Consider the following 21938-nt stretch of genomic DNA (forward strand, 5'->3'; position numbering starts at 1 on the left):
GATAGTTGCACCTAAAAGGAAATGTCCGATTGCCTGGGCGGTTTCGTTTCTGTTTTCACCGTGGCCGAATGTCCTGCCTATTGCTTCTGAGGCATAAGGCGCAGCGGCATTGACTACGCTTTGTAACCCGCTGGCTCAATGACATCAAACTAAGACCGTCTGAAACGGGTTTTCTGTTTTCAGACGGTCTCTTAGCTCAAACCTTGAGAACCGCATACGTGCGTTCCGCACACATGCTACTTGTTGAGTTTAAGTTAGGGGCTGTCCTAGATAACCAGGGAAATTCAAATTAAGTTAGAATTATCCCTATGAGAAAAACTCGTCTAAGCCAGTATAAACAAAATAAACTCATTGAGCTATTTGTCGCAGGTGTAACTGCAAGAACAGCAGCAGAGTTAGTAGGCGTTAATAAAAATACCGCAGCCTATTATTTTCATCGTTTACGATTACTTATTTATCAAAACAGTCCACATTTGGAAATGTTTGATGGCGAAGTAGAAGCAGATGAAAGTTATTTTGGCGGGCAACGCAAAGGTAAACGCAGTCGCGGTGCTGCCAGTAAAGTCGCCGTATTCGGTCTTTTGAAGCGAAATGGTAAGGATGACGGTCAATGAGATTTTTCGGTATTGGTTTTTTGGTGCTGCTGTTTTTGGAGATTATGTCGATTGTGTGGGTTGCCGATTGGCTGGGCGGCGGCTGGACGTTGTTTCTGATGGCGGCAGACTTTGCCGCCGGCGTGCTGATGCTCAGGCATACGGGGCTGTCCGGTCTTTTATTGGCGGGCGCGGCAATGAGAAGCGGCGGGAGGGTATCCGTTTATCAGATGTTGTGGCCTATCCGTTATACGGTGGCGGCGGTGTGTCTGATGAGTCCGGGATTCGTATCCTCGGTGTTGGCGGTATTGCTGCTGCTGCCGTTTAAGGGAGGGGCAGTGTTGCAGGCAGGAGGTGCGGAAAATTTTTTCAACATGAACCAATCGGGCAGAAAAGAGGGCTTTTCCCGCGATGACGATATTATCGAGGGAGAATATACGGTTGAAGAGCCTTACGGCGGCAATCGTTCCCGAAACGCCATCGAACACAAAAAAGACGAATAAATATGAATGGAATGCCGTCTGAAGGTTCAGACGGCATTTTTCCGGTTTGAAAATAAAATAGGGCTGTAACCTTCAATCGGAATTTGTTGCCTGCGGAATATGCGGTATGAATGTTTGGGATATATGGGGCAGGATGGTGGAAATCTATCATAAGTATAAGAAGCCGTGCCTGGTTTTGGCGGTGGATTTTGTGATGGGTATGGTATTCATAGAGCCGAATGAGGAGATGTGCATCGGTAGATGCTATGCGCCTATGTCGGAGTCCCCTGATTTTGCCAACGTTGTTGCGATGGCTGTTGCTATGATCTGTATCGTATGGATTGCCGTTTTGTTTATGACTGATTGAAGCGTTGGGCGGAGGCTGTGTGAAACGGTATTGGGCGTTGGGCCGTCTGATTCCAATCAGGCTTGAGGAATGCGAAACGGTGTGCGCTTATGCTGCGGAATGATTTGTTTCGCGGTTTTGCGCCCGAAACGGATGGAGAGGTGTGGGAAGCGGTCTGTCGGAGTAGAATACGCGTTTTGCGTTTGAATACAGTAAGAAGAAAAGAGAGAAACTTATGCCGTCTGAACAGGAAAAACCGGTATCTTTGCGTGATTTCGACCGTACCCATCTGCTCCATCCCTATACTTCCATGACCGATCCGCTTCCCGTTTATCCTGTCAAACGTGCAGAAGGGGTGTTTATCGAATTGGCGGACGGTACGCGGCTGGTTGACGGGATGTCGTCTTGGTGGTGTGCGATACACGGCTACAATCATCCTGTTTTGAATCAGGCGGTTGAGGCGCAGATGAAACAAATGTCGCACGTGATGTTCGGCGGTTTGACGCACGGGTCGGCGGTGGAGCTGGGCAAATTGTTGGTCAGGATTTTGCCGCAGGGGCTGGACCGTATTTTTTATGCGGATTCGGGTTCGGTTTCGGTGGAAGTCGCGCTGAAAATGGCGGTGCAATATCAGCAGGCGCGGGGTTTGCGTGCAAAACAAAATATGGCGACGGTGCGGCGCGGCTATCACGGCGATACTTGGAACGCGATGTCCGTCTGCGATCCGGAAACGGGGATGCACCATATTTTCGGCAGCGCATTGCCGCAGCGTTATTTTGTCGGTAATCCGAAAAGCCGTTTCGACGATGAATGGGACGAGGCGGATTTGCAACCTGTCCGCGCCTTGTTTGAAGCGCATCATGCGGATATTGCCGCCTTTATTTTGGAGCCGGTCGTGCAGGGCGCGGGCGGCATGTATTTTTATCATCCGCAGTATCTTTGCGGATTGCGCGATTTGTGCGACGAATTTGACATCGTGTTGATTTTTGACGAAATCGCTACCGGATTCGGGCGCACGGGCAAGATGTTTGCCTGCGAACACGCGGAGGTCGTGCCGGATATTATGTGTATCGGCAAGGGCTTGAGCGGCGGTTATATGACGCTGGCGGCGGCGGTTACTTCGCAAAAAGTTACCGAAACGATTTCGCAGGGCGAAGCGGGCGTGTTTATGCACGGCCCGACATTTATGGCGAACCCGCTGGCGTGCGCCGTTGCCTGCGCTTCGGTCAAGCTGCTTTTGTCCCAAGATTGGCAGGCAAATATCCGCCGCATTGAAAGCATCTTAAAATGCCGTCTGAAAGCCGCGTGGGACATTCGCGGCGTGAAAGACGTACGCGTTTTGGGCGCCATCGGGGTGATTGAGTTGGAAAAAGGCGTGGATATGGCGCATTTTCAAGCGGATTGCGTGGCGCAGGGTATTTGGGTGCGCCCCTTCGGCAGGCTGGTGTACCTCATGCCGCCTTACATTATTTCAGACGGCCTCTTGACCGAACTTGCCGATAAAACCGTACACATTTTGAAGGAACACAACAAATGAAAGGCGTTTACTTCGTCAGCGGCATTGATACGGACATCGGCAAAACCGTCGCCACCGGCGTATTGGCAAAACAATTGTTGCAGCAAGGCAAAAGTGTGATCACGCAAAAGCTCGTGCAAACCGGTTGCCAAAATATCGCCGACGACATCGCCGTCCACCGCAAAATCATGGGCATACCCATGCAGGAAGCCGACAAACAAGGGTTGACCATGCCCGAAATCTTCAGCTATCCCGCCTCACCCCATCTCGCTGCCCGACTGGACGGCAGGGCTTTGGACTTGGAGAAAATCCGTACCGCCACGCAAGAATTGGCGACGCAATACGAAATCGTCTTGGTTGAGGGCGCGGGCGGGTTGATGGTTCCGCTGACGGAAGATTTGTTGACCATTGATTATATTCAGCAACAGGCTTATCCCGTCATCCTCGTCACCAGCGGACGGCTCGGCAGCATCAACCACACCTTACTCAGTTTCGCCGCGCTCAAACAATACGGCATTCGCCTGCACAGCCTCGTGTTTAACCACATCCACGACAGCCGCGACGTACACATCGCCCAAGACAGCCTGAGCTACTTGAAATGCCGTCTGAAAGCCGATTTTTCCGAAACGGAATGGATGGAGTTGGCAAAAACAGATGCGGTATAAAGATTGGGAAAAATATGGAACACCTATTTGGGAAATGGCTGCCCGACTTGCCCGCCACCGTTTCAGACGGCATCGACCTGCCGATGAGCCGGTTATTGAAAGCCCGGTCGCTGACCGCAGCATTGCGTGCCTTGCCGCATACATTTTCGGTGGAACTGCTGAAACTGGGCGAATTGGAGACGGAATGCGGAGGTAGGCTGGTGCGCGAAGTTTTGTTGAAGCTGGACGGTATCCCTGTTGTCGCGGCAAGGAGCGAGTGCCGGATAGGTTCGGCGTTTTGGCAAAACATTTTGGACTGCGGCACGCGCCCTTTGGGCGAACGTCTGTTTCAAGCCGATTTGGAAGGGGCGCGTTCGGCATTTGAGTTTGCCGTTTCCGACGAAGGATGCGGACGGTACTTTGCCGCGCGGCGTTCTCGGTTTTCCCATCAAGGCGAGGAAATGCTGCTGACCGAGTATTTTCTGCCCGAACTGAAACGCTTTATCGGATAAAATACCGTTTTTTTTTAAGCTATGCGGCAATATGAATCTTAAATCCCCTTTATTTTTACGACTGTCCGATCGTTTGGACGTTTATATCAGACTGATGAGGGTGGACAAGCCCATTGGGACGCTGCTTTTGCTGTGGCCGACCTACTGGGCATTGTGGTTGGCTTCAGACGGCATTCCGGATTGGACGGTATTGGAGGCGTTTACAATCGGTACGTTTTTAATGCGCAGTGCCGGTTGCGTCATCAATGATTTTGCCGACCGCGATTTTGACGGGGCTGTCGAGCGCACCAAAAACCGTCCGTTCGCACAGGGCAGGGTCAAGAAAAAAGAAGCCCTGCTGCTGACGGCATTTTTGTGCCTGCTTGCCGCATTGTGCCTGATTCCGCTGAATCATCTGACTTGGCTGATGAGCCTGCCCGCCCTGTTTCTTGCGCTGACTTACCCGTTTACCAAACGTTTTTTTCCGATTCCCCAACTCTATCTCGGGCTTGCCTTTTCCTTCGGTATCCCGATGGCGTTTGCCGCCGTTGCCGGAAACGTGTCGCCTCAAGCGTGGATACTCTTTGCCGCCAATGTGTTATGGACTCTGGCGTATGACACGGTTTATGCAATGGCGGATAAAGAAGACGATTTGAAAATCGGCATCAAAACCTCCGCCGTCACGTTCGGGCGTTACGATATCGCCGCCGTTATGCTGTGTCATGGCGGCTTTACCCTGCTGATGGCGGCATTGGGGGCGGTTATCGGTGCGGCATGGGCATATTGGACGGCAATCCCCATCGTCCTGCTGCTGCAATACCGCCAATATGCCGCCATCAAAAGCCGCCTCCGGCAAATCTGTTTTGAAACGTTTTTGGCAAACAACAGAATCGGTTGGGTGTGGTTTGCCGCCATTTTTGCCCATACGTTTTTCGCGAAATAAGGCAGGGCAATGCCGTCTGAAGAGCCGTAAACTGCTTTGGACGGCATTTCTATCTGTGCCGAAAAGCGTTAAAATATGTTTTTAAAACGCTGTGTTATGTCAGCCCGTACCGTATGCGGGATTGAGATTTGCCCCGGCAGTCGGTACAATCTTTCTGTTTTGCGATGTCTGAAAAGAGAAGCTTATGAGCCTTATCGGCGAAATTTTGCCTTTGTCCCATATTGTTTTGGATATGGAGGTGGGCAGTAAAAAAAGGCTGTTTGAGGAAGCGGGCCTGCTTTTGGAACGCGAATCCTCATTGTCCCATGCTGATGTTTTCGAATGTCTTTTTGCCCGTGAAAAACTCGGTTCGACCGGTTTGGGGCAGGGTGTCGCCATCCCTCACGGCCGTTATGCCGGCGTGAAGCAGGCAACGGGCGCGTTTATCCGTACGCGCGAACCCGTCGGATTTGACGCACCGGACGGCAAGCCGGTTTCCCTGATTTTTATCTTGCTGGTTCCGGAAAACGCAACCGGCGAGCATTTGGAAGTCTTATCCAAACTGGCCGGCAAGTTTTCCCAAAAAAGCATCAGAGAATCGCTGATGACGGTTTCTTCTGCGGAAGAAGCCCGCGCCATTCTGATTGAAGAATAAAATATGCCCAGTATCTCTGTCCGCCGACTGTTTGACGACAACCAATACAAACTGCAACTCGCCTGGGCCGCCGGCAATTCGGGTGCGGACAACCGTATCGGCGTAGAGGCGGACAAGCCCGTCCTCGCCTTGGTCGGACACCTGAATTTCATCCATCCCAACCAAATCCAAGTGGTCGGTTTGGCAGAGTCGGAATATCTGAACCGTCTCGAATCGGGGGAAACGGGTTATCAGTTCGGAGACCTGTTCGACATTTCTATGTCTTTGGTCATTGTGGCAAACGGCTTGCCGGTTTCCCCGGGACTGCGCGACTATTGCCATAAAAACGATATTCCACTGCTGACTTCCAAACTCGAAAGCCCCTATCTGATGGATGTGTTGCGGATTTACCTGCAACGCACCCTGGCGGCATCGTCCGTCAAACACGGCGTATTTCTCGATGTGTTTGAAATCGGCGTGCTGATTACCGGGCATTCCGGCCTGGGTAAGAGCGAATTGGCATTGGAACTGATTTCGCGCGGCCACAGCCTGATTGCCGACGATGCGGTCGAGCTGTTCCGCATCGGCCCGGAAACGCTGGAAGGGCGTTGTTCGCCTATGCTGCGCGATTTTTTGGAAGTGCGCGGCTTGGGGATACTCAATATCCGCCATATTTTCGGCGAAACTTCCATCCGCCCCAAAAAAATCCTGCAACTCATTATCAATTTGGTCGAGGCGGACGACGAGTACATGAAGCAGCTCGACCGGTTGAGTATCCGTACCGAAACCGAATCCATCCTCAACGTCAACGTCCGTTCGGTTACGCTGCCCGTCGCCGTCGGACGCAACCTCGCCGTTTTGGTTGAGGCGGCGGTACGCAATTACATTTTGCAGTTGCGCGGTAAGGACAGTACGCGCGAATTTTTGGAACGCCATCAGACGCAACTTAAAGAAAACGAACAGAATCATGAAAATCGTCCTGATTAGCGGGCTGTCCGGTTCGGGCAAATCCGTCGCACTGCGCCAAATGGAAGATTCGGGTTATTTCTGCGTGGACAACCTGCCCTTGGAAATGCTGCCGTCGCTGGTGTCGTACCATATCGAACGTGCGGACGAAACCGAATTGGCGGTCAGCGTCGATGTGCGTTCCGGCATTGACATCGGACAGGCGCGGGAACAGATTGCATATCTGCGCGGACTGGGGCACAGGGTTGAAGTTTTGTTTGTCGAGGCGGAAGAAAGCGTGTTGGTCCGCCGGTTTTCCGAAACCAGGCGAGGCCACCCTCTGAGTAATCAGGATATGACCTTGTTGGAAAGCTTAAAGAAAGAACGGGAATGGCTGTTTCCGCTTAAGGAAATCGCCTACTGTATCGACACTTCCAAGATGAATGCCCAACAGCTCCGCCATGCAGTCCGGCAGTGGCTGAAGGTCGAACGTACCGGGCTTTTGGTGATTTTGGAGTCCTTCGGATTCAAATACGGCGTGCCGAACAACGCCGATTTTATGTTCGATATGCGCAGCCTGCCCAACCCGTATTACGATCCCGAGTTGAGGCCTTACACCGGTATGGACAAGCCCGTTTGGGATTATTTGGACGGACAGCCGCTTGTGCAGGAAATGGCGGACGACATCGAAAAATTTCTGACGCATTGGCTGCCGCGTTTGGAGGATGAAAGCAGGAGCTACGTTACCGTCGCCATCGGCTGTACCGGCGGGCAGCATCGTTCGGTCTATATTGTCGAAAAACTCGCCCGAAGGTTGAAAGGGCGTTATGAATTGCTGATACGGCACAGACAGGCGCAAAACCTGTCAGACCGCTAATTCCGTCAAACCATTATGCCGTCTGAAACCCCGTCTTCCGTTTCAGACGGCATTTCAAATATTGAAAAGAAAGAACAGACATGGCAATCCAATGGTTTCCCGGTCATATGAACAAGGCGAAAAAAGCCATCGCCGAGCGCGCCAAAAGCGTTGATATGGTGATTGAAATGCTGGACGCGCGTATGCCCGCCTCCAGCGAAAATCCACTGTTGGCACAGTTTTCCAAAGGCAAACCCAAACTCAAAATTTTAAACAAACAAGACCTTGCCGACCCCGAACGCACAAAAGTCTGGCTTGACCACTACAACAGCCGCCCTGACACCCGTGCCATCGCCCTAGATTCCTCCGAAACCGGCGCGCACGGCAAAATCACCCAAGCCTGCCGCGCGATGATTCCCCACCGGCAAGGCATAGACAAACCCCTGCGTGTTTTGATTTGCGGCATTCCCAACGTCGGCAAATCCACCCTAATCAATGGAATGATAGGCAAAAAATCCGCCAAAACCGGCAACGAACCCGGCATCACCAAAGCCGAACAACGCCTTTTCCTTGCCGACGACTTCTGGCTGTACGACACCCCCGGAATGCTGTGGCCGAAAATCATCGTCGAAGAAAGCGGCTACAACCTCGCCGCCGGCGGCGCAGTCGGACGCAACGCATTGGACGAAGAAGAAGTCGCCCTCGAACTTTTAGACTACCTCCGCCGCCACTACCTCCCCATGCTGCAAGAACGCTACCAAGCCGACAAAGATCCCAGCAGCCACTGGGACGACAACTCGTGGCTCGAATGGATAGCCAAAAAACGCGGCGCAGTCCTCAGCGGCGGACGGATCAACTACCAAAAAGCCGCCGAAAACATCCTCACCGACTTCCGTGAAGGCAAAATCGGCAGAATCACCCTCGAAACGCCGAACCAATGGGAAACTTGGCTCAAAAAAGCCCGTCAGAAAGAAGCCGAACTCAAAGCCATACGCGAAGCCAGAAAAGCAGAGCGTAAAGGGCAGAAGCCTTCGGAAGCATAAAGAATGCCGTCTGAAAAATATTTTTCAGGCAGCTTCTCTCTACTCCAACCGATTTCAGACGGCATATCCAAACCTATGCCGTTTCAGCACGGATACCCGTATGACCGACAAAATTTCTCCCGACGCACTGATTGAAGCCGCACTGCTGACCCAAACCGAACCGCTGACCGAAAAATCTATGCGCGAATTGTGTGTGCCGCCACTGTCGCAGGACAAACTGATTGATGTGTTGGCGCAGTTGAAAACGCGTTGGCAGGATAGGGCGTTGCAACTGGTGCATACGCAAGAGGGCTGGCGTTTTCAGATTGTTCAGACGGCATTCGAGCGGCTGGGCAGCCTGCAAGAACAGCGTGCGCCGCGCTACTCCCGCGCCGTGATGGAAACACTGGCGATTATCGCCTACCAGCAGCCCATAACGCGCGGCGACATCGAGGGCATACGCGGCGTGGCGGTGTCGCAGAACGTGATGCAGACCTTGCAGGATCGGGGGTGGATTGAAGTTATCGGACATCGGGACACATTGGGAAAACCCGCATTGTGGGCGACAACGGCAACGTTCCTCAGCGATTTGCGCTTGGACGGTTTGGAAGAACTTCCTCCGCTGACCGAACTGGGCGAACTGGTTTTGCCCGATTTGATAGAAATGCCGCCTACGGATGAAGAAGAGCCGGAAACCGTACCGTCCGATACCTTGCCCAACTGAAATTCCAAATGCCGTCTGAAACGCACATTGCTTCAGACGGCATTGCAACAAATAAGCAGATAAAAACAAGTACTAAGCAAAATCAAGGAAAAACTTATTTTTAATTTAAAAAATCTTAGTTATAATTCGTATATCTAAAGTTGATATTGCTTTTGTCGGTAGAATTGCTAAGGAATCCTCACAATGCTTCTAACACTTTCTTTGCGTGATTTTGTCATTGTTGAAAATCTGAATCTGGATTTTCAAAGCGGCTTTACCGTATTGACCGGAGAAACCGGCGCGGGCAAGTCCATTACTTTGGATGCGATTGGTCTGCTGTTGGGTGATAAAGCCGATTACAGCCAAGTACGCCATGGTGCAAAAGAAGCGCAGTTGTCGGCGTTGTTTGATATTTCCCATTTGCCTGTTTTAAAAGCAGAATTGTATGAACAGGGGCTATTAAATGACGGAGAAGAAGAACTTAGCATCCGCCGTATTATCGATGCCAAAGGCAAAAGCCGAAGCTTTATCAACAATCAGGCAGCTACCTTGGCGCAACTCAAATCCGTCGGCAGTCAGCTTATCGATATCCATGGACAAAATGCCCATCATTCGCTTAATCAGGAAGCCGCCCAACGGAATCTTCTAGATGCATTTGCAGGCAGCAGGGCGCAGGCGGAAACCGTCAGACAGCTGTATCAAAACTGGGCCAATACGAAAAAAGCCCTCCAAGAGGCGCAGGAACACGCAGATGCCGTCATTATCGAGCGGGAGCGTCTGGAATGGCAGTTTAACGAACTGAATCAGTTGAACATTAAACAAGGCGAATGGGAAGCCCTCAGCCAAAGCCACGACAGCCTTGCCCATTCTGCCGAGCTGTTGCAGGCCGCCGAAGAAGTCGGAAGCAAGATTGACGGCGACAACGGCATCCAACGCCATATCTATCAATGTCAAAAACTATTGGCCAATCTGCAAAACATCGAGCCGCGCTTTGCCGAGAGCCTGAATATGTTGGCAAGCATCGAAGCCGAATTGAGCGAAATCAGTGCCAATATGCGCGATGTGGCAGGTCAGAGCGATATCAATCCCAACGAACTTGCCGCACAAGAGCAGCGCATGGGCGAGCTGATGGGGATGGCGCGGAAATACCGTATCGAGCCCGAAGAGTTGCCTGCCAAGTTGGCAGAAATCGAAGAACGCCTGCAAAGTCTTCAAGCTGCCGCCGATTTGGACGCGCTCGAGCATAATGTTGCCCACAATTTTGCCGAATATCAGGAAGCTGCCCACATCCTTTCTGCCATGCGCCATCAGGCTGCAGAGCGTTTGAGCGGCGAAACGACCGAGCATATGCAACACCTTGACATGAAAGGCGCGCGTTTCGATATTGTCCTGTTACCTTCGTCGCCGACGGCACACGGTTTGGAGCAGGTTCAATTTCAAGTTGCTGCCAACAAAGGCAGTCCGTCCAGACCGCTGAACAAAGTTGCTTCCGGCGGCGAATTGGCGCGTATCAGCCTTGCCTTACAGGTAGTTACCAGCCAATACACGCAAATCCCCACGCTGATTTTTGACGAAGTAGATACCGGCATCGGCGGCGGAGTAGCCGAAATGGTCGGCAAAGCCCTGCGTGCTTTGGGTAAAAAACATCAGGTGCTTGCCGTTACCCATCTTCCGCAAGTCGCATCCTGCGGCGAAAACCACTGGCGGGTGCGCAAGCACAGCGAGGGAGAGCAAACCATTAGCGAAATCAGTATATTGGATGAAATTCAACGGATCGAAGAGGTTGCCCGTATGTTGGGCGGGGAAATCATTACCGATACGACGCGGCAACATGCAGCAGAATTGCTGCAACTTGCGTCGAAAAATAGTTTATTTTAAAATCAATTAGTTATAAAAATAACTGAAAATAAAAGTCTAAAACAATAGACAGAGATCAGATAAATCCGTATTATCGCACTCTCTTAATCACTTGAACAAGTGATTGTGCTGCACCCGTAGCTCAGTTGGATAGAGTATCTGGCTACGAACCAGAGGGTCGGGCGTTCGAATCGCTCCGGGTGCGCCAACAAGAATGCACAATATGCGCCCATCGTCTAGCGGTTAGGACATCGCCCTTTCACGGCGGTAACCGGGGTTCGATTCCCCGTGGGCGTGCCAATTCAAAATGCCTCCGATTATATCGGAGGCATTTTCAATTTCCGTTCTTATATACGGATATATTCCTTCGAAGTATATATTCTATTTTATCAATTGATTACCTATTATCGTTGGGTTTTGGCATTATAGTATGTTAAATGTATTGGCATAGATACTGGAATGAAAGTAGGTCTATGGTTGGGCATTTAATATGCCTGTCAGTTGAGGAGCAGATATTACTGGTAAAGTCTGCAATTTAAAAAGGATTCTAGCAACAAAGAAAGTTAAAAACATGAACACAAACTTAAATGACAAAGACAAAGCCATGGATACCGCAATCAGGTTTCAGAAAAGGATGAGGATTCCGAAATTTTTCTTTTTAATTTTCGGAATCACAATAGTTTTGGCCTTTATCCAAGACGTGATAACGGGTTCTAACTTTCTGCAAACAACGATTATGCAAATAATATTTGCGATATATTTAGGCTTTGGAGGTATCATAACTTTAGGGGCCGTCCTAGATAACTAGGGAAATTCAAATTAAGTTAGAATTATCCCTATGAGAAAAACTCGTCTAAGCCAGTATAAACAAAATAAACTCATTGAGCTATTTGTCGCAGGTGTAACTGCAAGAACAGCAGCAGAGTTAGTAGGCGTTAATAAAAATACCGCAGCCTATTATTTTCATCGTTTACGATTACTTATTTATCAAAACAGTCCGCATTTAGAAGAGACCTTTGCAAAATTCCTTTTCCCCCGACAACCGAAACCTAAACAAAGATTTTCGGCTGTTTCTCTCCCCCAATACCTCCTGATTTTACCCAAATCTCCCCTTAATCCCCCTTGGATACCTGATAATCAGGCATCCGGCCGCCTTTTAGGCAGCAACAGGCACACTTAGCCTGTTGGCCGCTTTCAACAGGTTCAAACACATCGCCTTCAGATGGCTTTGCGCACTCACTTTGAGCAGACCAAAATAGGCTGCCCGGGCATAGCGGAATTTACGGTGCAGCGTCCCGAAGCTTTGTTCGACTACATAACGGGTTTTCGACAAATACCGGTTACGCTTCGTTTGATTTTCCGTCAGCGGACGGTTGCGGTGGGCTTTGCGCATAATGCCGTCCGGTAACCGATGCTCTTTCAGATGTTGCCGGTTTTCCGCACTGTCATAGCCTTTGTCGGCATAGACGGCCGTACCTTCGGGCAGTCCTTCCAACAAAGGCGACAGGTGGTTGCACTCATGGGTATTGGCGGGGGTAATGTGCAGTTTCCCGATATAGCCTTCCTCATCGGTGCGGGTATGTTGTTTGTAACCGATTTTGTAGAGGCCGTTTTTCTTTGTCCAGCGGGCATCGCTGTCTTTACTCGGAGTGGTTTGGCCGCTGACTTGTCCTTTGTTATCGACTTCTATAGCCTGACGCTGTTTGCTGCCGGCAGTCTGAATAATGGTGGCGTCAACGACGGCAGCGGATGCTTTCTCTATTTTTAAACCTTTTTCGGTCAGTTGGCAGTTAATCAGTTTGAGCAGTTCGGACAGGGTATTGTCTTGCGCCAGCCAGTTGCGGTAGCGGCATAAGGTGCTGTAATCGGGGATGCTCAGTTCGTCGAAACGGCAAAACAGGTTGAAATCGATGCGGGTGATGAGGCTGTGTTCAAGTTCGGGATCGGAGAGGCTGTGCCATTGTCCGGGCAGGACGGCTTTGAACATGGACAACAGGGGATAGGCGGGACGGCCGCGGTGGTCTCTAAGGTAACGGGTTCTTTGACGGTTCAGGTATTGTTCGATCGGCTGCCAATCAATCACCTGATTGAAACCTAATGAGATAAATATATAGGGGGTGATGAGAAAAATGGGACGAGAGAGGATGACGGGGGATTTTGTGGGATGAAAAAAATGCAAGGGAGTTGCAAATATTGCAATAAAAACGGACGGTATTTTTATCGTCCGTTTTTTGTTGTCAAAGTCCTTTTTTGAGTGCGGAGATGGCGATGTCGAGGATTCTGCGTTCGGCACAGGGTTGGAGTTGGTTGTTGCCGTTGATGGGGAGATAGGGGCGTGCCGGAAGGTTGGTTTTGTGACCTCGCCCTGCTCGTCCGCCGAGGTGGTGGATGGCGGCGTATTTTTTATTGCTGCCGATTCGGGCATAGTTGCTGCCAACCTGTGTAGTCAGGCTGGCGGCAAGTTGCCCGCTTTTTTGCAGGGTCTTGCCTCCCTCATCTGCGGCACGCCGACTTCGTTTCCACCGCTGCTCGCCCCAGCTTTCGGATTCGAAGTTTTCTTCGGTTATAGATAGCAACTCGGTGGCAATACCGCGCATCATGGGGCGGCTGTTTGCGGCGTTTTTAAGGAGCGTACCCAGACCGTGTTCGAGTTTGGCAGCATCGAGTTTGATTTCCAGCATAATCAGCCTTTTAATAGTTTAAGCACCCAGGTCAGCGAAGCGGTGGACAGGGCGTTTTTGAATCTGTCGTTGCCCATCATCGTTTTCAGGGCAATGCGGGCGATGTCCGGATGGGTTACCTGCGCCTTATCCACTGCGATTTTCGCCATACGGGACAGCATAGACTTGCCTTGGTTGGCGTTGAAGCCCGCATTGGGGGCGATAAATTTGTTGTTGATGCGAATGCCGGTGCGCTGTGCGTAACGCTCCTCTCCGGTATAGGGATTTGCGCCTATATCGACAGTGATGGACTCAAGAGTCGGTCGGGGCAGGACACGGTTTTCTCCCATACTGCGGGACAGCGGTTTGACACGGCAACGACAGCGGTAGTCCAAAGGAGGGTACAAAGTATTCCACACGGGGTCGTCTGCGGCATAGACGCGACCGTGTAACATACGGTGGGTATCACGAGTGCGGCTGTCGTTGATGGCGACGTACTGCCAATAAGGGTGCGTGTCGACGGAGTCCGTCATTTCGGCGTAGCGGCCCGCCATATAGGCCGACTGCATATTGGTCAGATAGATGGTTTTCAGGCGGTGGGGGCTACCGAGCTGTACGCTTTGGGTTTCTCCTTCGGGATTTTGAACTTCCTGCCTGCCCCACCAGCCTTTGCGCTGTAGAACGGGGGCGAGTTCTCGGCTGAACTCTTCCAGCGTCCGGCCTTGTTCGGCGGCATCGACGACGGCGGAATAGATATCGGAGAGCACATCCATTTTGGCGGTTTTGGCCACCGTAAAGGCAGTGGCGTGCGCGTCGTCCAACATATCCTGCCAGTCCCAAGATACGGCAATGCCTTTTTGCTTGAGATAGGCGACGGCGGCTTCGGGTTTCATGCCGAAGACGGCTTTAATATCTTCGGGGTTCATCGTGTTTCCTTTTCGGTTGAAACCCCGCCCTTTAGGGCGGTAGAATCAGAATTTATTTGGGAGGGGTGCAACCCCTTCCGAATCAGGACGGCACATAGGGCGACGCTTTATGTGTCGTCCTGTGTGTTGAAACAAACGCAATATGCCGGAGAGAATCATGGAATTTATCCAGCTGATCCAACTGCTTGCGAACAGATTGTCAGTGAACGGCAAATGGTATGCCTACCTGTCCTGCCTGCCGTTTACCGCCTATTGGGTATCGGTGGACAAAGAGATTGTCCGGACGCTCATTATGGGAGACAGGTTTTTTGTTTGGATATTTTGTACGGCATTATTCGTTATGTGGTTCTTCTGCCGTCGGCGGCGGTGGTTGTGGGTTCTCCCCTATCTCTGCATATTCAAGATTTTATTTTCCCTTATCTAGCCTGTACCGCCCCGCCTCGGGGCGGTTTTTTACTGCCTCCGGCAAACATCTGCCGAAATAAGTTTTAAACCCGATTAAAAGCCGTTTCAGACGGCATTTGCCACAATAACCTCATCCATCTGATGAGGCTTTTTTATGTCTTACGAAATTTTTCGCGCAGGGACGCGCACCGATGCAAACGGCAATACGGTAACGATTACCGAGGCCGACCTTGCCGCCGCTGCCCAAGCATATGACCCGAAGGTGCATGAGGCCCCTATTGTGGTCGGGCATCCCAAGGCAGATGCGCCCGCCTACGGCTGGGTCAAGTCGCTTGGTGTGCAAAACGGCGTGTTGACGGCGGACTTTGCCCAAGTCGATGAGGGCTTTGCGGATTTGGTTAAAGCCGGACGATATAAAAAAGTGTCGGCGAGTTTTTACCCGCCAACCAGTCCGAACAATCCGAAGCCGGGCGTGTGGACGCTGCGCCATGTCGGCTTTTTGGGCGCGCAACCGCCCGCAGTCAAGGGTTTGTCCTCCGTCAGTTTTGCCGAAGGCGAAGTTTATGTCGAGTTTGCCGAAGAACCGCAAGAAATCGGCTTATTGCGCCGATTACTGAGCATGGCGGGTTTGAAACCTGCCGAATTTACCGAATCACCCCCACCCCCAGAAAACCATGAAAACAAGGAGACCCCTATGTCGCTGGAACAAGAGCTTGCAGCCGAAAAGGCCGCCCGCGAAGCTGCCGAGAAGAAGGCCGCCGAATCGCAGGCGGAATTGAAAAAGCTGCAAGACGAGCAGCATACCGCCCTGCGCGATGGTGCGCATGAGCAGAATGCCGAATTTGCCGAAGGCTTGGTCAAGGCAGGCCGTCTGAAACCTGCCGACAAGGATTTGGTCGTCAAGGTTTTGGATTTTGCCGAATACCCTGACGACGTAACCGCCGACTTCGGCGAAGGCAGTAAGAAGCAGCCTTTGTCTGCCGCGCTGCGTGCGTTTTTTACCGCCGTGCTGCCCAAGCAGATTCAGGGCGGTGAGATGGCGAAAGGTGAAACGCCGTCGGGATTGGCGGCAGACTTTGCCGAAGCGGCGGACCCGGAAGCCTTGAGCCATCACCAACGTGCATCGGCATTGGCGGCAGCGGAAGGTATCCCTTACGAAGAGGCTGCCCGCCGTACTATTGCTTAATCATCAACCCGTCAAATGCGACGACGTTGTCGCATTTGTCCTAAAAAAGGATAAAACATGAGTGCATCTCATTTGCGCGGTCTGCGCGGCCAGCTTGATCCGGTTTTAACCAATCTCGCACTGGGCTACAAGCAGGCGGATTTTATTGCCGAGAAAATCTTCCCGGTAGTGTTTACTGAAAAAGAAGGCGTGCGTGTGCCGGTGTTCGGCAAGGGTTCGTTTGTCGAGTATCAGACCGAACGTGCGGTCGGTGCGACATCGAATGTGATTACGCTGGACTCCCCAAACTTTATGCCGGTTGTGTTGGAAGAACATGATTTGGCCGCCGGTGTGGATTACCGCGAACAAGCGGAATCGATGTACGACGAGCGCGCCAAGGCAACACGCCGCGCGGTCAAGGGCGTGCAGCTGCGTCAAGAAATCGAAACTGCCGCCCTCCTGCAAAACAAATCGGCTTATCAGTCAGGTTTCAGCAAAGATTTGGCCTCCACCCAAAAATGGAGCGATAAAAACTCTGATCCGTTGGCAGACATCGAGACCGCCCGCGAAACGGTTCGCGCAGGCTGCGGTGTACGCCCGTCGGTACTAGTGGTGGGCGCGAGCGTGCTGTCGGCACTGAAACGCCACGAAAAGCTCATCAGCGCACTGGGTGCAAATGAACGCAAGTCCCTGCTCACGGTCGAGCAGCTGAAAAATCTGCTGGAGCTGGACGACATCATCGTCGGAGAGGCGGTATCTACACCTGCCGCCAATAAGGCCACCCAAGATATTTGGGGCAAATTTGCCAGCCTGATTGTGCGTCCGCATACGGCTTCCGGTGGCAATGACGAGGGTGAGCCGAGCTTCGGTTATACCTTCCGCCGTCGCGGTATGCCGGTAGTTGACCGCTACGAAGAGGTTGGCGGCAAGGTGGAATACGCGCGCTATACCGACATCCGCAAAGCGGCAGTGGTCGGCGGTGCATGCGGTTTCTTGTTTGAAAACGCGGTTGCGTAGATGTTGAAAGGCCGTCTGAAAGGCTTCAGACGGCCTGCGGAGGAAAAAATGACGTTATCTGTGAAGTATGAAGATTTGAATGCCCGCATTACCGAGGTACGGTACCACCGCGTCGAAGGAACGACTTCAACCGTATGTACGGTGATCTTGCATTCCGGGTTTGTCGTCGTCGGCCATTCTGCCGCTCTCAATTCCGAGGCGTTCGTGGCGGAGAAGGGGCGCGAGCTGGCCTATCAGGACGCGTTGCAAAATCTGTTGGCCTTGGAAGCCTACCGTATCAAAGAAAATGCGCATGACGCGCAGCAAAAGGAGTCTTAAATGGCACAAACGAAACAAGTGGTCTTGGTAACCACGGTCAAAACATCAGGTAAGGTGGTCAAAAACCGCTTTGTGGATTTCGCAGGCAAACAGGCAGCCGCCGGTGTGAAAGTGCTGGGTACTGCTACTTTGGATGCGGATGCGGGCGAAATGTTGGCCGTCGATGTATTGGGCATTGCCTTGGTCGAAGCAGGCGGCACGATTGCCGTCGGCGATGAAGTAGCAGCCGATGCGCAAGGCGCGGCAGTCAAGGCGGCAGGTAATGCCAAGGTTGCCGGTACGGCGCGCTCTGCGGCGACAGCGGCGGGCGAAGTCATCCAAGTATTTTTGAAAGGCTGATCATGGCTAAAGTTTATATCGCAAACACTCCGTTGATTTTGGAAAACGAACAAGGCGGCCAATTTCGTGTCGAGGTCGGCGAAGCGGTCGAATTGACGGCGGAGCAGTACGAATCGGTCGCGGCACACGTTACCCCGACACTGACAACCGGCGAAGAGCCGGATGCGCAACAAAATGACACCCCGCCGTCCGAAGATACGCCGTCAGATGATACAGGCAATGCCCCTACGGGCGAAGTTGAAAAGCCGAAACGCGGTAAAAAACCGGCAGCAGCCGAAGGGGCGGAGTAAGCCAATGTATATCGGCGCGGATGATTTGACGGCTGCGATGGGCAAAACGGAATTGGTGCAACTGACCAACGACAATGCGCGCGGGACAGAACCCGACGCTCAGGTCATTGATGCGGCAGTGCGTTATGCCTGCGATTTGGCGGACGGATACCTGCGCGGCAGATATGTGCTGCCGCTGAAGGACACGCCGACGGTGTTGCAGCCTTTGTGCATCAACATCGCCCGCCATTTTTTGCACAGCCGCCGCATCAACCGCGCCGACTTTCCGAAACCGCTGGAAACTGCCTACAACGCAACCATTAAGACGCTGGAAGCCATCCGCGACGGCAAAATCCACATCGGCATCGCCGCATCGGACAAGCCGTCGCAACCCGAGCCGGGCGCGTATCACGTCCGAGCGCGCGACAAAATGGATTTGGGAGGCTACTGATTACTGATGAGCGCGACACGTCCGATTATTGATGCGGTAGTAGGGCATTTGCAGGCCGCTATCCCGTGGGTCGGCGTTGAGGCTTTTCCGGAGCGTCCGTCCGAATACCAATTTATCCATCCCGTCGGGGCAATCTTGGTCGGCTACGGCGGCAGTAAATTTGGCGATATTGAGCAGCTCGGACGCATTGCCCAGCAGCGCGATGTCAGGTTGGTGTTGACCGTTTTCGGCAGCAGCCTTAATGCGGATGACGGCACGCTGGCGATTTTAGATGAGGTACGTCTTGCTATGGTTGGTTTCGCGCCGCCGAACTGCCGGCACTGCCACCTTATCAGCGAGGAGTTTTTGGCCGAGGATGCTGGCGCATGGCAGTATCAGCTTGTCTTGCAGACCGAAACCCAGCAGGTTGAAGTCTGCCGCGAAGAAAAACGCCCGCCCTTCAATGCCGCCGCCTACCGCCGTCCCGAATAAAGCTTCAACCCGATTTAAAACCTAAAACATAGGAGTATCCATTATGGCAGCAGCCTACCATCACGGCACGGAGACCATCCGCATCGACGGCGGCTCCAATCCTGTCTATACCGTTGACGGCGCAATTACCGCCATCGTCGGCACTGCGCCGGTCGGCGCGGTCAATGAGCTGACGGTATGTCAAATTAAAAAAGATTTTGCCCGATTCGGCGGCGGGCTGACCGGCAAGGGCTTTACCCTGCCGGATGCCGCACACATCTGGACGCGCTACGGCAGCGGTGTCGCTTATGTTGTCAATGTTTGCGACCCTGCCAAACATAAGACAACCGTCAGCAACGAAGTATTGGCGGTTGATCCTGACACCTTGACAGCCAAAACCGCCAAGCCTGCCCTGCAAAGCGGCTACGCGGTTTCAGACGGCAACAGCCCCCTGACCGAAAACACGCACTACACCATCAACACGCTGACGGGCGAAATTGTGTTCAAAACCAAACCGTCCGCCCCGGAAATCAGCTACACCTATACCGACCCGACGAAAGTGACCGAAGCCGACATTATCGGCGCATATGTGGCGGCAACGGGAAAACGCACCGGTTTGGAACTCTTGACCGAAGGTTTCAACCGACAAGGCGCGGACGCGAAAATTATCATCGCCCCCGAGTATGACGGCAACGCCGGAGTCCGCGCAGCAATGGAAATCATTGCGGGCAAATTGAAAGCCATCGCCTATGCCGCCGCGCCGAAAGGCACAGGCTTGGGCAAGGCTTTGGAAGGACGCGGTCCTTTGGGCAGCATCAATTTCCAAACTTCGTCCGACCGCTGCCAGCTCTTTTACCCCTACGCCGTCGGGCTCTTGGGTTTGGAAAGCCTTGCCGCCCACGCCGCCGGCCTGCGTATGAAAACCGATGTGGAACAGGGCTACTGGTACAGCATCTCCAACCGCGAACTCTTGGGCGTAACCGGCGTGGAAATCGGACTGACCGCCCGCGCGGACGATCCTCAGTCCGAAACCAACCGTCTGAACGAAAAAGGCATTACGACTGTATTCAACAGCTATGGTACGGGCTATCGGATGTGGGGCAACCGCCTCGCCTGTTTCCCAACGGTTTCGCATATTAAAAACTTTGAAGTGGCACAACGCACCGGCGACATCATCGACGAATCCATCCGCCGCGCCGAACTGCAATACGTCGACCGCCCGATTGACGATGCCTTAATCGACAGCCTGATTGAAACGGTACGCACCTATTTGGGCACGCTGCGCTCCATCACGGGCTTCTCGGTCGGTTTGGACTATGACTACGACCTGCCGGATGCGTTCAGTAAAGGCCGAGTGCCGATTGTGTACGACTACACGCCCAAGCTGCCTGCCGAGCGTCTGACCAATACCAGCGTGATGACCCGTAAATACCTGGCCAATCTGGTTTCTGCGTCCTAATGCCGTCTGAAAAAAGAAAGGAAACAAGATGAGCGCAATCAATGCAATCTACAATGCCAACGTCTATATCGACGGTAACAGCCTGTTGGGTAACGCATCCGAGTTCAAACTGCCTGAGTTTGAGTTTGGGCAGGACGACTTTACCGGTTTGGGTATGGTCGGTACCATCAAGCTGCCCAACGGCGTGGAAGCCCTGGAAGGCGAAGTTACTTGGAACAGCTTTTATCCCGAAGCGGCAAAAAAGGCATCCAACCCGTTTAAAGCCGTACAACTGATGGTGCGCGGCAACCTGCAAACTTTCAATGCGTCGGGCTTGGCGGAAGAAGTCCCCATCGTAACCACGGTAACGGCGATGTTCAGCAAAAATGCTTTGGGCGGCTACAAGCCGAAGGAAAAGGCGGAATTCAGCTCAACCTACCAGGCAACAGAAGTCCGCCAAGTCGTCGGCGGGCGCGAAGTGCTGTACTACAACGCGTTCAAAAATATCTACCGCGTGGACGGTCAGGACGTTTTGAACCAAATGCGTAAAAACATTGGTGCTTAATCTTTAAATCGGATTAAAAGCCGTTTCAGACGGCATTTGACACAATCACCGTATCTTAGGGACTGATGACAATTTGGCAATGGTGGTTTTTGCCCCATAAAGCAGCATCTTCCGCGTTAAAAATACTCGCAAGGTGTTCAACCTTGCTGCGTTTTTCGCCTTGAATCCGCTGCTTTTTGAAGCAAAACCCTGCCCATGCCAAACTGCCGTCAGTCCCCATACGGTGATTTTTTATTTTTGGAGAACGAAATGAACGAAGCAAAACAGATGCAGGCGGATTTGGGTGTAAATACCGTTGTGAAACTGAAATATCCGGTACGGCTGGCGACGGGTCAGATGTTGGAACAGGTAACGCTCCGCCGTTTGCGCGTGGGCGATTTGCGCGCCGTGTCGCACCTGACGAATGAGGCGGAGCAAGAACTGGCCCTGTTTGCCCGCATGACGGGCATGATTCCTGAAGACTTGGATTGCTTGGATTTGGCGGATTGGAAGCAGATGCAGGAGACGTTTCGCCGCTTCACGGAATCCGAGCCGGACGGCAAATAGTCCGCCGCTTTCGAGGGCGGAAACGCAGCGGCAGCTGCTGTCTGCCGCCGCCGATTTGGCTTGGTGGTTCGGTTGGAGCGTGGATGAGGTTTACGCGCTGCCGCTGGACGAATTTGAAGACTGGCAGAAAGAAGCAACCCGCCAAATGAAGGCGGGTTATCGGAGGGGGATGTGATTCAGACTTGGCGGCGGCGTTCTGCTTCGATTTCGCGCTGCAAATCGCGACACCAACCATTGTCAGGCTCAGCTTTTTCAAAAAACGCCTGCCATAACCCGACTGCCGCCAGCCAAACAGCGGAAGCAGCAATAATGACGCAATAAAAAATGCCCGCCAAAACCACGATTGTACCGACGATGAACATATAAAACCCTCACTTT

26 protein-coding genes, 2 tRNA genes and 4 pseudogenes are annotated in these 21938 nt (G+C 52.4%); 28 read left to right on the top strand and 4 right to left on the bottom strand.

Translation table 11 applies throughout. The annotated features are described in order from the left end of the window. Positions 1 to 308 precede the first annotated feature (308 nt). The 16 genes and pseudogenes from RDY34_RS01825 to RDY34_RS01900 all read left to right on the top strand — a co-directional run. Positions 309 to 599, top strand: a pseudogene (locus RDY34_RS01825) (transposase); the annotation flags it as partial. A gap of 11 nt (positions 600 to 610) precedes the next feature. Further along, positions 611 to 1096, top strand: a complete 486-nt coding sequence (locus RDY34_RS01830; RefSeq protein WP_002214076.1) for an FxsA family protein — start codon at positions 611 to 613, stop codon at positions 1094 to 1096. A 106-nt stretch (positions 1097 to 1202) separates the two neighbouring features. Beyond that, positions 1203 to 1442: a hypothetical protein gene (locus RDY34_RS01835; protein ID WP_003749555.1), complete on the top strand. Its 240-nt coding sequence runs from the start codon at positions 1203 to 1205 to the stop codon at positions 1440 to 1442. A gap of 214 nt (positions 1443 to 1656) precedes the next feature. Next, positions 1657 to 2958, top strand: coding sequence for an adenosylmethionine--8-amino-7-oxononanoate transaminase (bioA, locus tag RDY34_RS01840; RefSeq protein WP_025456569.1), 1302 nt, complete (start codon positions 1657 to 1659; stop codon positions 2956 to 2958). After that, positions 2955 to 3602, top strand: coding sequence for a dethiobiotin synthase (gene bioD, locus RDY34_RS01845; protein WP_003749559.1), 648 nt, complete (start codon positions 2955 to 2957; stop codon positions 3600 to 3602). Before bioA ends, bioD begins: the two co-directional genes overlap by 4 nt. A gap of 14 nt (positions 3603 to 3616) precedes the next feature. Beyond that, a complete protein-coding gene (locus tag RDY34_RS01850) occupies positions 3617 to 4093 on the top strand; it encodes a chorismate--pyruvate lyase family protein (protein ID WP_003749561.1) in 477 nt (158 codons plus the stop codon). A gap of 31 nt (positions 4094 to 4124) precedes the next feature. Beyond that, a complete protein-coding gene (gene ubiA, locus RDY34_RS01855; protein ID WP_025456570.1) occupies positions 4125 to 5015 on the top strand; it encodes a 4-hydroxybenzoate octaprenyltransferase in 891 nt (296 codons plus the stop codon). Between the two features lie 184 nt (positions 5016 to 5199). Continuing rightward, complete coding sequence (gene ptsN, locus RDY34_RS01860) at positions 5200 to 5649, top strand: PTS IIA-like nitrogen regulatory protein PtsN (protein WP_003749565.1); 450 nt, start codon at positions 5200 to 5202, stop codon at positions 5647 to 5649. 3 nt (positions 5650 to 5652) lie between these two features. Then, entirely contained in the window at positions 5653 to 6615 is a 963-nt protein-coding gene (hprK, locus tag RDY34_RS01865; protein WP_002214066.1) for an HPr(Ser) kinase/phosphatase, read from the top strand. Continuing rightward, positions 6596 to 7450, top strand: a complete 855-nt coding sequence (rapZ, locus tag RDY34_RS01870; protein ID WP_025456589.1) for an RNase adapter RapZ — start codon at positions 6596 to 6598, stop codon at positions 7448 to 7450. The genes hprK and rapZ overlap by 20 nt, the downstream gene beginning before the upstream one ends. An 80-nt stretch (positions 7451 to 7530) precedes the next feature. Continuing rightward, on the top strand, positions 7531 to 8472 hold the full coding sequence (gene ylqF, locus RDY34_RS01875) for a ribosome biogenesis GTPase YlqF (protein WP_003749780.1): 942 nt from the start codon (positions 7531 to 7533) through the stop codon (positions 8470 to 8472). 100 nt (positions 8473 to 8572) lie between these two features. Next, positions 8573 to 9175, top strand: coding sequence for an SMC-Scp complex subunit ScpB (gene scpB, locus RDY34_RS01880; RefSeq protein WP_003749777.1), 603 nt, complete (start codon positions 8573 to 8575; stop codon positions 9173 to 9175). Positions 9176 to 9358: 183 nt separating this feature from the next. Further along, positions 9359 to 11032, top strand: a complete 1674-nt coding sequence (gene recN / locus RDY34_RS01885; RefSeq protein ID WP_308074357.1) for a DNA repair protein RecN — start codon at positions 9359 to 9361, stop codon at positions 11030 to 11032. A gap of 110 nt (positions 11033 to 11142) precedes the next feature. Continuing rightward, positions 11143 to 11219: transfer RNA gene (locus RDY34_RS01890), tRNA-Arg, on the top strand. Positions 11220 to 11236: 17 nt separating this feature from the next. Then, positions 11237 to 11311, top strand: a tRNA-Glu gene (locus RDY34_RS01895). 538 nt (positions 11312 to 11849) lie between these two features. Further along, positions 11850 to 12020, top strand: a pseudogene (locus RDY34_RS01900) (IS1595 family transposase); the annotation flags it as partial. A 147-nt stretch (positions 12021 to 12167) separates the two neighbouring features. Here the strand turns inward: RDY34_RS01900 and RDY34_RS01905 are convergent. The 3 genes and pseudogenes from RDY34_RS01905 to RDY34_RS01915 form a co-directional block, all read right to left on the bottom strand. Beyond that, a pseudogene (locus tag RDY34_RS01905) lies at positions 12168 to 13103 on the bottom strand (IS5 family transposase); the annotation flags it as partial. A 145-nt stretch (positions 13104 to 13248) separates the two neighbouring features. Then, positions 13249 to 13692: a phage virion morphogenesis protein gene (locus tag RDY34_RS01910; protein WP_308072907.1), complete on the bottom strand. Its 444-nt coding sequence runs from the start codon at positions 13690 to 13692 to the stop codon at positions 13249 to 13251. A 2-nt stretch (positions 13693 to 13694) separates the two neighbouring features. After that, complete coding sequence (locus RDY34_RS01915; RefSeq protein ID WP_308072908.1) at positions 13695 to 14597, bottom strand: phage head morphogenesis protein; 903 nt, start codon at positions 14595 to 14597, stop codon at positions 13695 to 13697. A 157-nt stretch (positions 14598 to 14754) separates the two neighbouring features. Between RDY34_RS01915 and RDY34_RS01920 the strand changes: the two genes are divergently transcribed. The 12 genes and pseudogenes from RDY34_RS01920 to RDY34_RS01975 all read left to right on the top strand — a co-directional run bounded on the left by RDY34_RS01920 (position 14755) and on the right by RDY34_RS01975 (position 21735). Then, the gene (locus tag RDY34_RS01920; RefSeq protein ID WP_228777355.1) at positions 14755 to 15021 is read left to right on the top strand and encodes a hypothetical protein; all 267 of its coding nucleotides are present in this window, start codon (positions 14755 to 14757) and stop codon (positions 15019 to 15021) included. 135 nt (positions 15022 to 15156) lie between these two features. After that, positions 15157 to 16188 (top strand): 2-oxoacid:acceptor oxidoreductase, encoded by a 1032-nt coding sequence (locus RDY34_RS01925; RefSeq protein ID WP_308074295.1) that lies wholly within the window; start codon positions 15157 to 15159, stop codon positions 16186 to 16188. A gap of 57 nt (positions 16189 to 16245) precedes the next feature. After that, positions 16246 to 17184, top strand: coding sequence for a major capsid protein (locus RDY34_RS01930; RefSeq protein WP_003753470.1), 939 nt, complete (start codon positions 16246 to 16248; stop codon positions 17182 to 17184). Then, the gene (locus RDY34_RS01935) at positions 17185 to 17502 is read left to right on the top strand and encodes a Gp49 family protein (protein ID WP_003753468.1); all 318 of its coding nucleotides are present in this window, start codon (positions 17185 to 17187) and stop codon (positions 17500 to 17502) included. It begins immediately after the preceding gene. Further along, positions 17503 to 17841, top strand: coding sequence for a capsid cement protein (locus RDY34_RS01940; protein ID WP_003753466.1), 339 nt, complete (start codon positions 17503 to 17505; stop codon positions 17839 to 17841). Positions 17842 to 17843: 2 nt separating this feature from the next. Then, entirely contained in the window at positions 17844 to 18131 is a 288-nt protein-coding gene (locus RDY34_RS01945) for a hypothetical protein (protein ID WP_308074296.1), read from the top strand. Positions 18132 to 18135: 4 nt separating this feature from the next. Beyond that, positions 18136 to 18561: a gp436 family protein gene (locus RDY34_RS01950; RefSeq protein WP_308074297.1), complete on the top strand. Its 426-nt coding sequence runs from the start codon at positions 18136 to 18138 to the stop codon at positions 18559 to 18561. A 6-nt stretch (positions 18562 to 18567) separates the two neighbouring features. Continuing rightward, positions 18568 to 19064, top strand: a pseudogene (locus tag RDY34_RS01955) (Gp37 family protein). Positions 19065 to 19075: 11 nt separating this feature from the next. Continuing rightward, positions 19076 to 20470 carry a phage tail sheath family protein gene (locus RDY34_RS01960; protein WP_308074299.1) on the top strand — a complete coding sequence of 465 codons (1395 nt, stop codon included), beginning with the start codon at positions 19076 to 19078 and terminating at the stop codon, positions 20468 to 20470. Between the two features lie 28 nt (positions 20471 to 20498). Beyond that, positions 20499 to 21014 (top strand): phage major tail tube protein, encoded by a 516-nt coding sequence (locus RDY34_RS01965; RefSeq protein ID WP_308074300.1) that lies wholly within the window; start codon positions 20499 to 20501, stop codon positions 21012 to 21014. A 249-nt stretch (positions 21015 to 21263) separates the two neighbouring features. After that, a complete protein-coding gene (locus RDY34_RS01970) occupies positions 21264 to 21560 on the top strand; it encodes a phage tail assembly protein (protein WP_101121481.1) in 297 nt (98 codons plus the stop codon). A gap of 55 nt (positions 21561 to 21615) precedes the next feature. Beyond that, on the top strand, positions 21616 to 21735 hold the full coding sequence (locus RDY34_RS01975; RefSeq protein ID WP_228777354.1) for a GpE family phage tail protein: 120 nt from the start codon (positions 21616 to 21618) through the stop codon (positions 21733 to 21735). 1 nt (position 21736) lies between these two features. Here the strand turns inward: RDY34_RS01975 and RDY34_RS01980 are convergent, their stop codons facing one another. Then, the gene (locus RDY34_RS01980) at positions 21737 to 21922 is read right to left on the bottom strand and encodes a hypothetical protein (protein WP_308074301.1); all 186 of its coding nucleotides are present in this window, start codon (positions 21920 to 21922) and stop codon (positions 21737 to 21739) included. Positions 21923 to 21938: the final 16 nt, after the last annotated feature.

It is taken from the genome of Neisseria polysaccharea (genome assembly GCF_963392925.1).
Taxonomy (GTDB): Bacteria; Pseudomonadota; Gammaproteobacteria; order Burkholderiales; family Neisseriaceae; genus Neisseria; species Neisseria polysaccharea.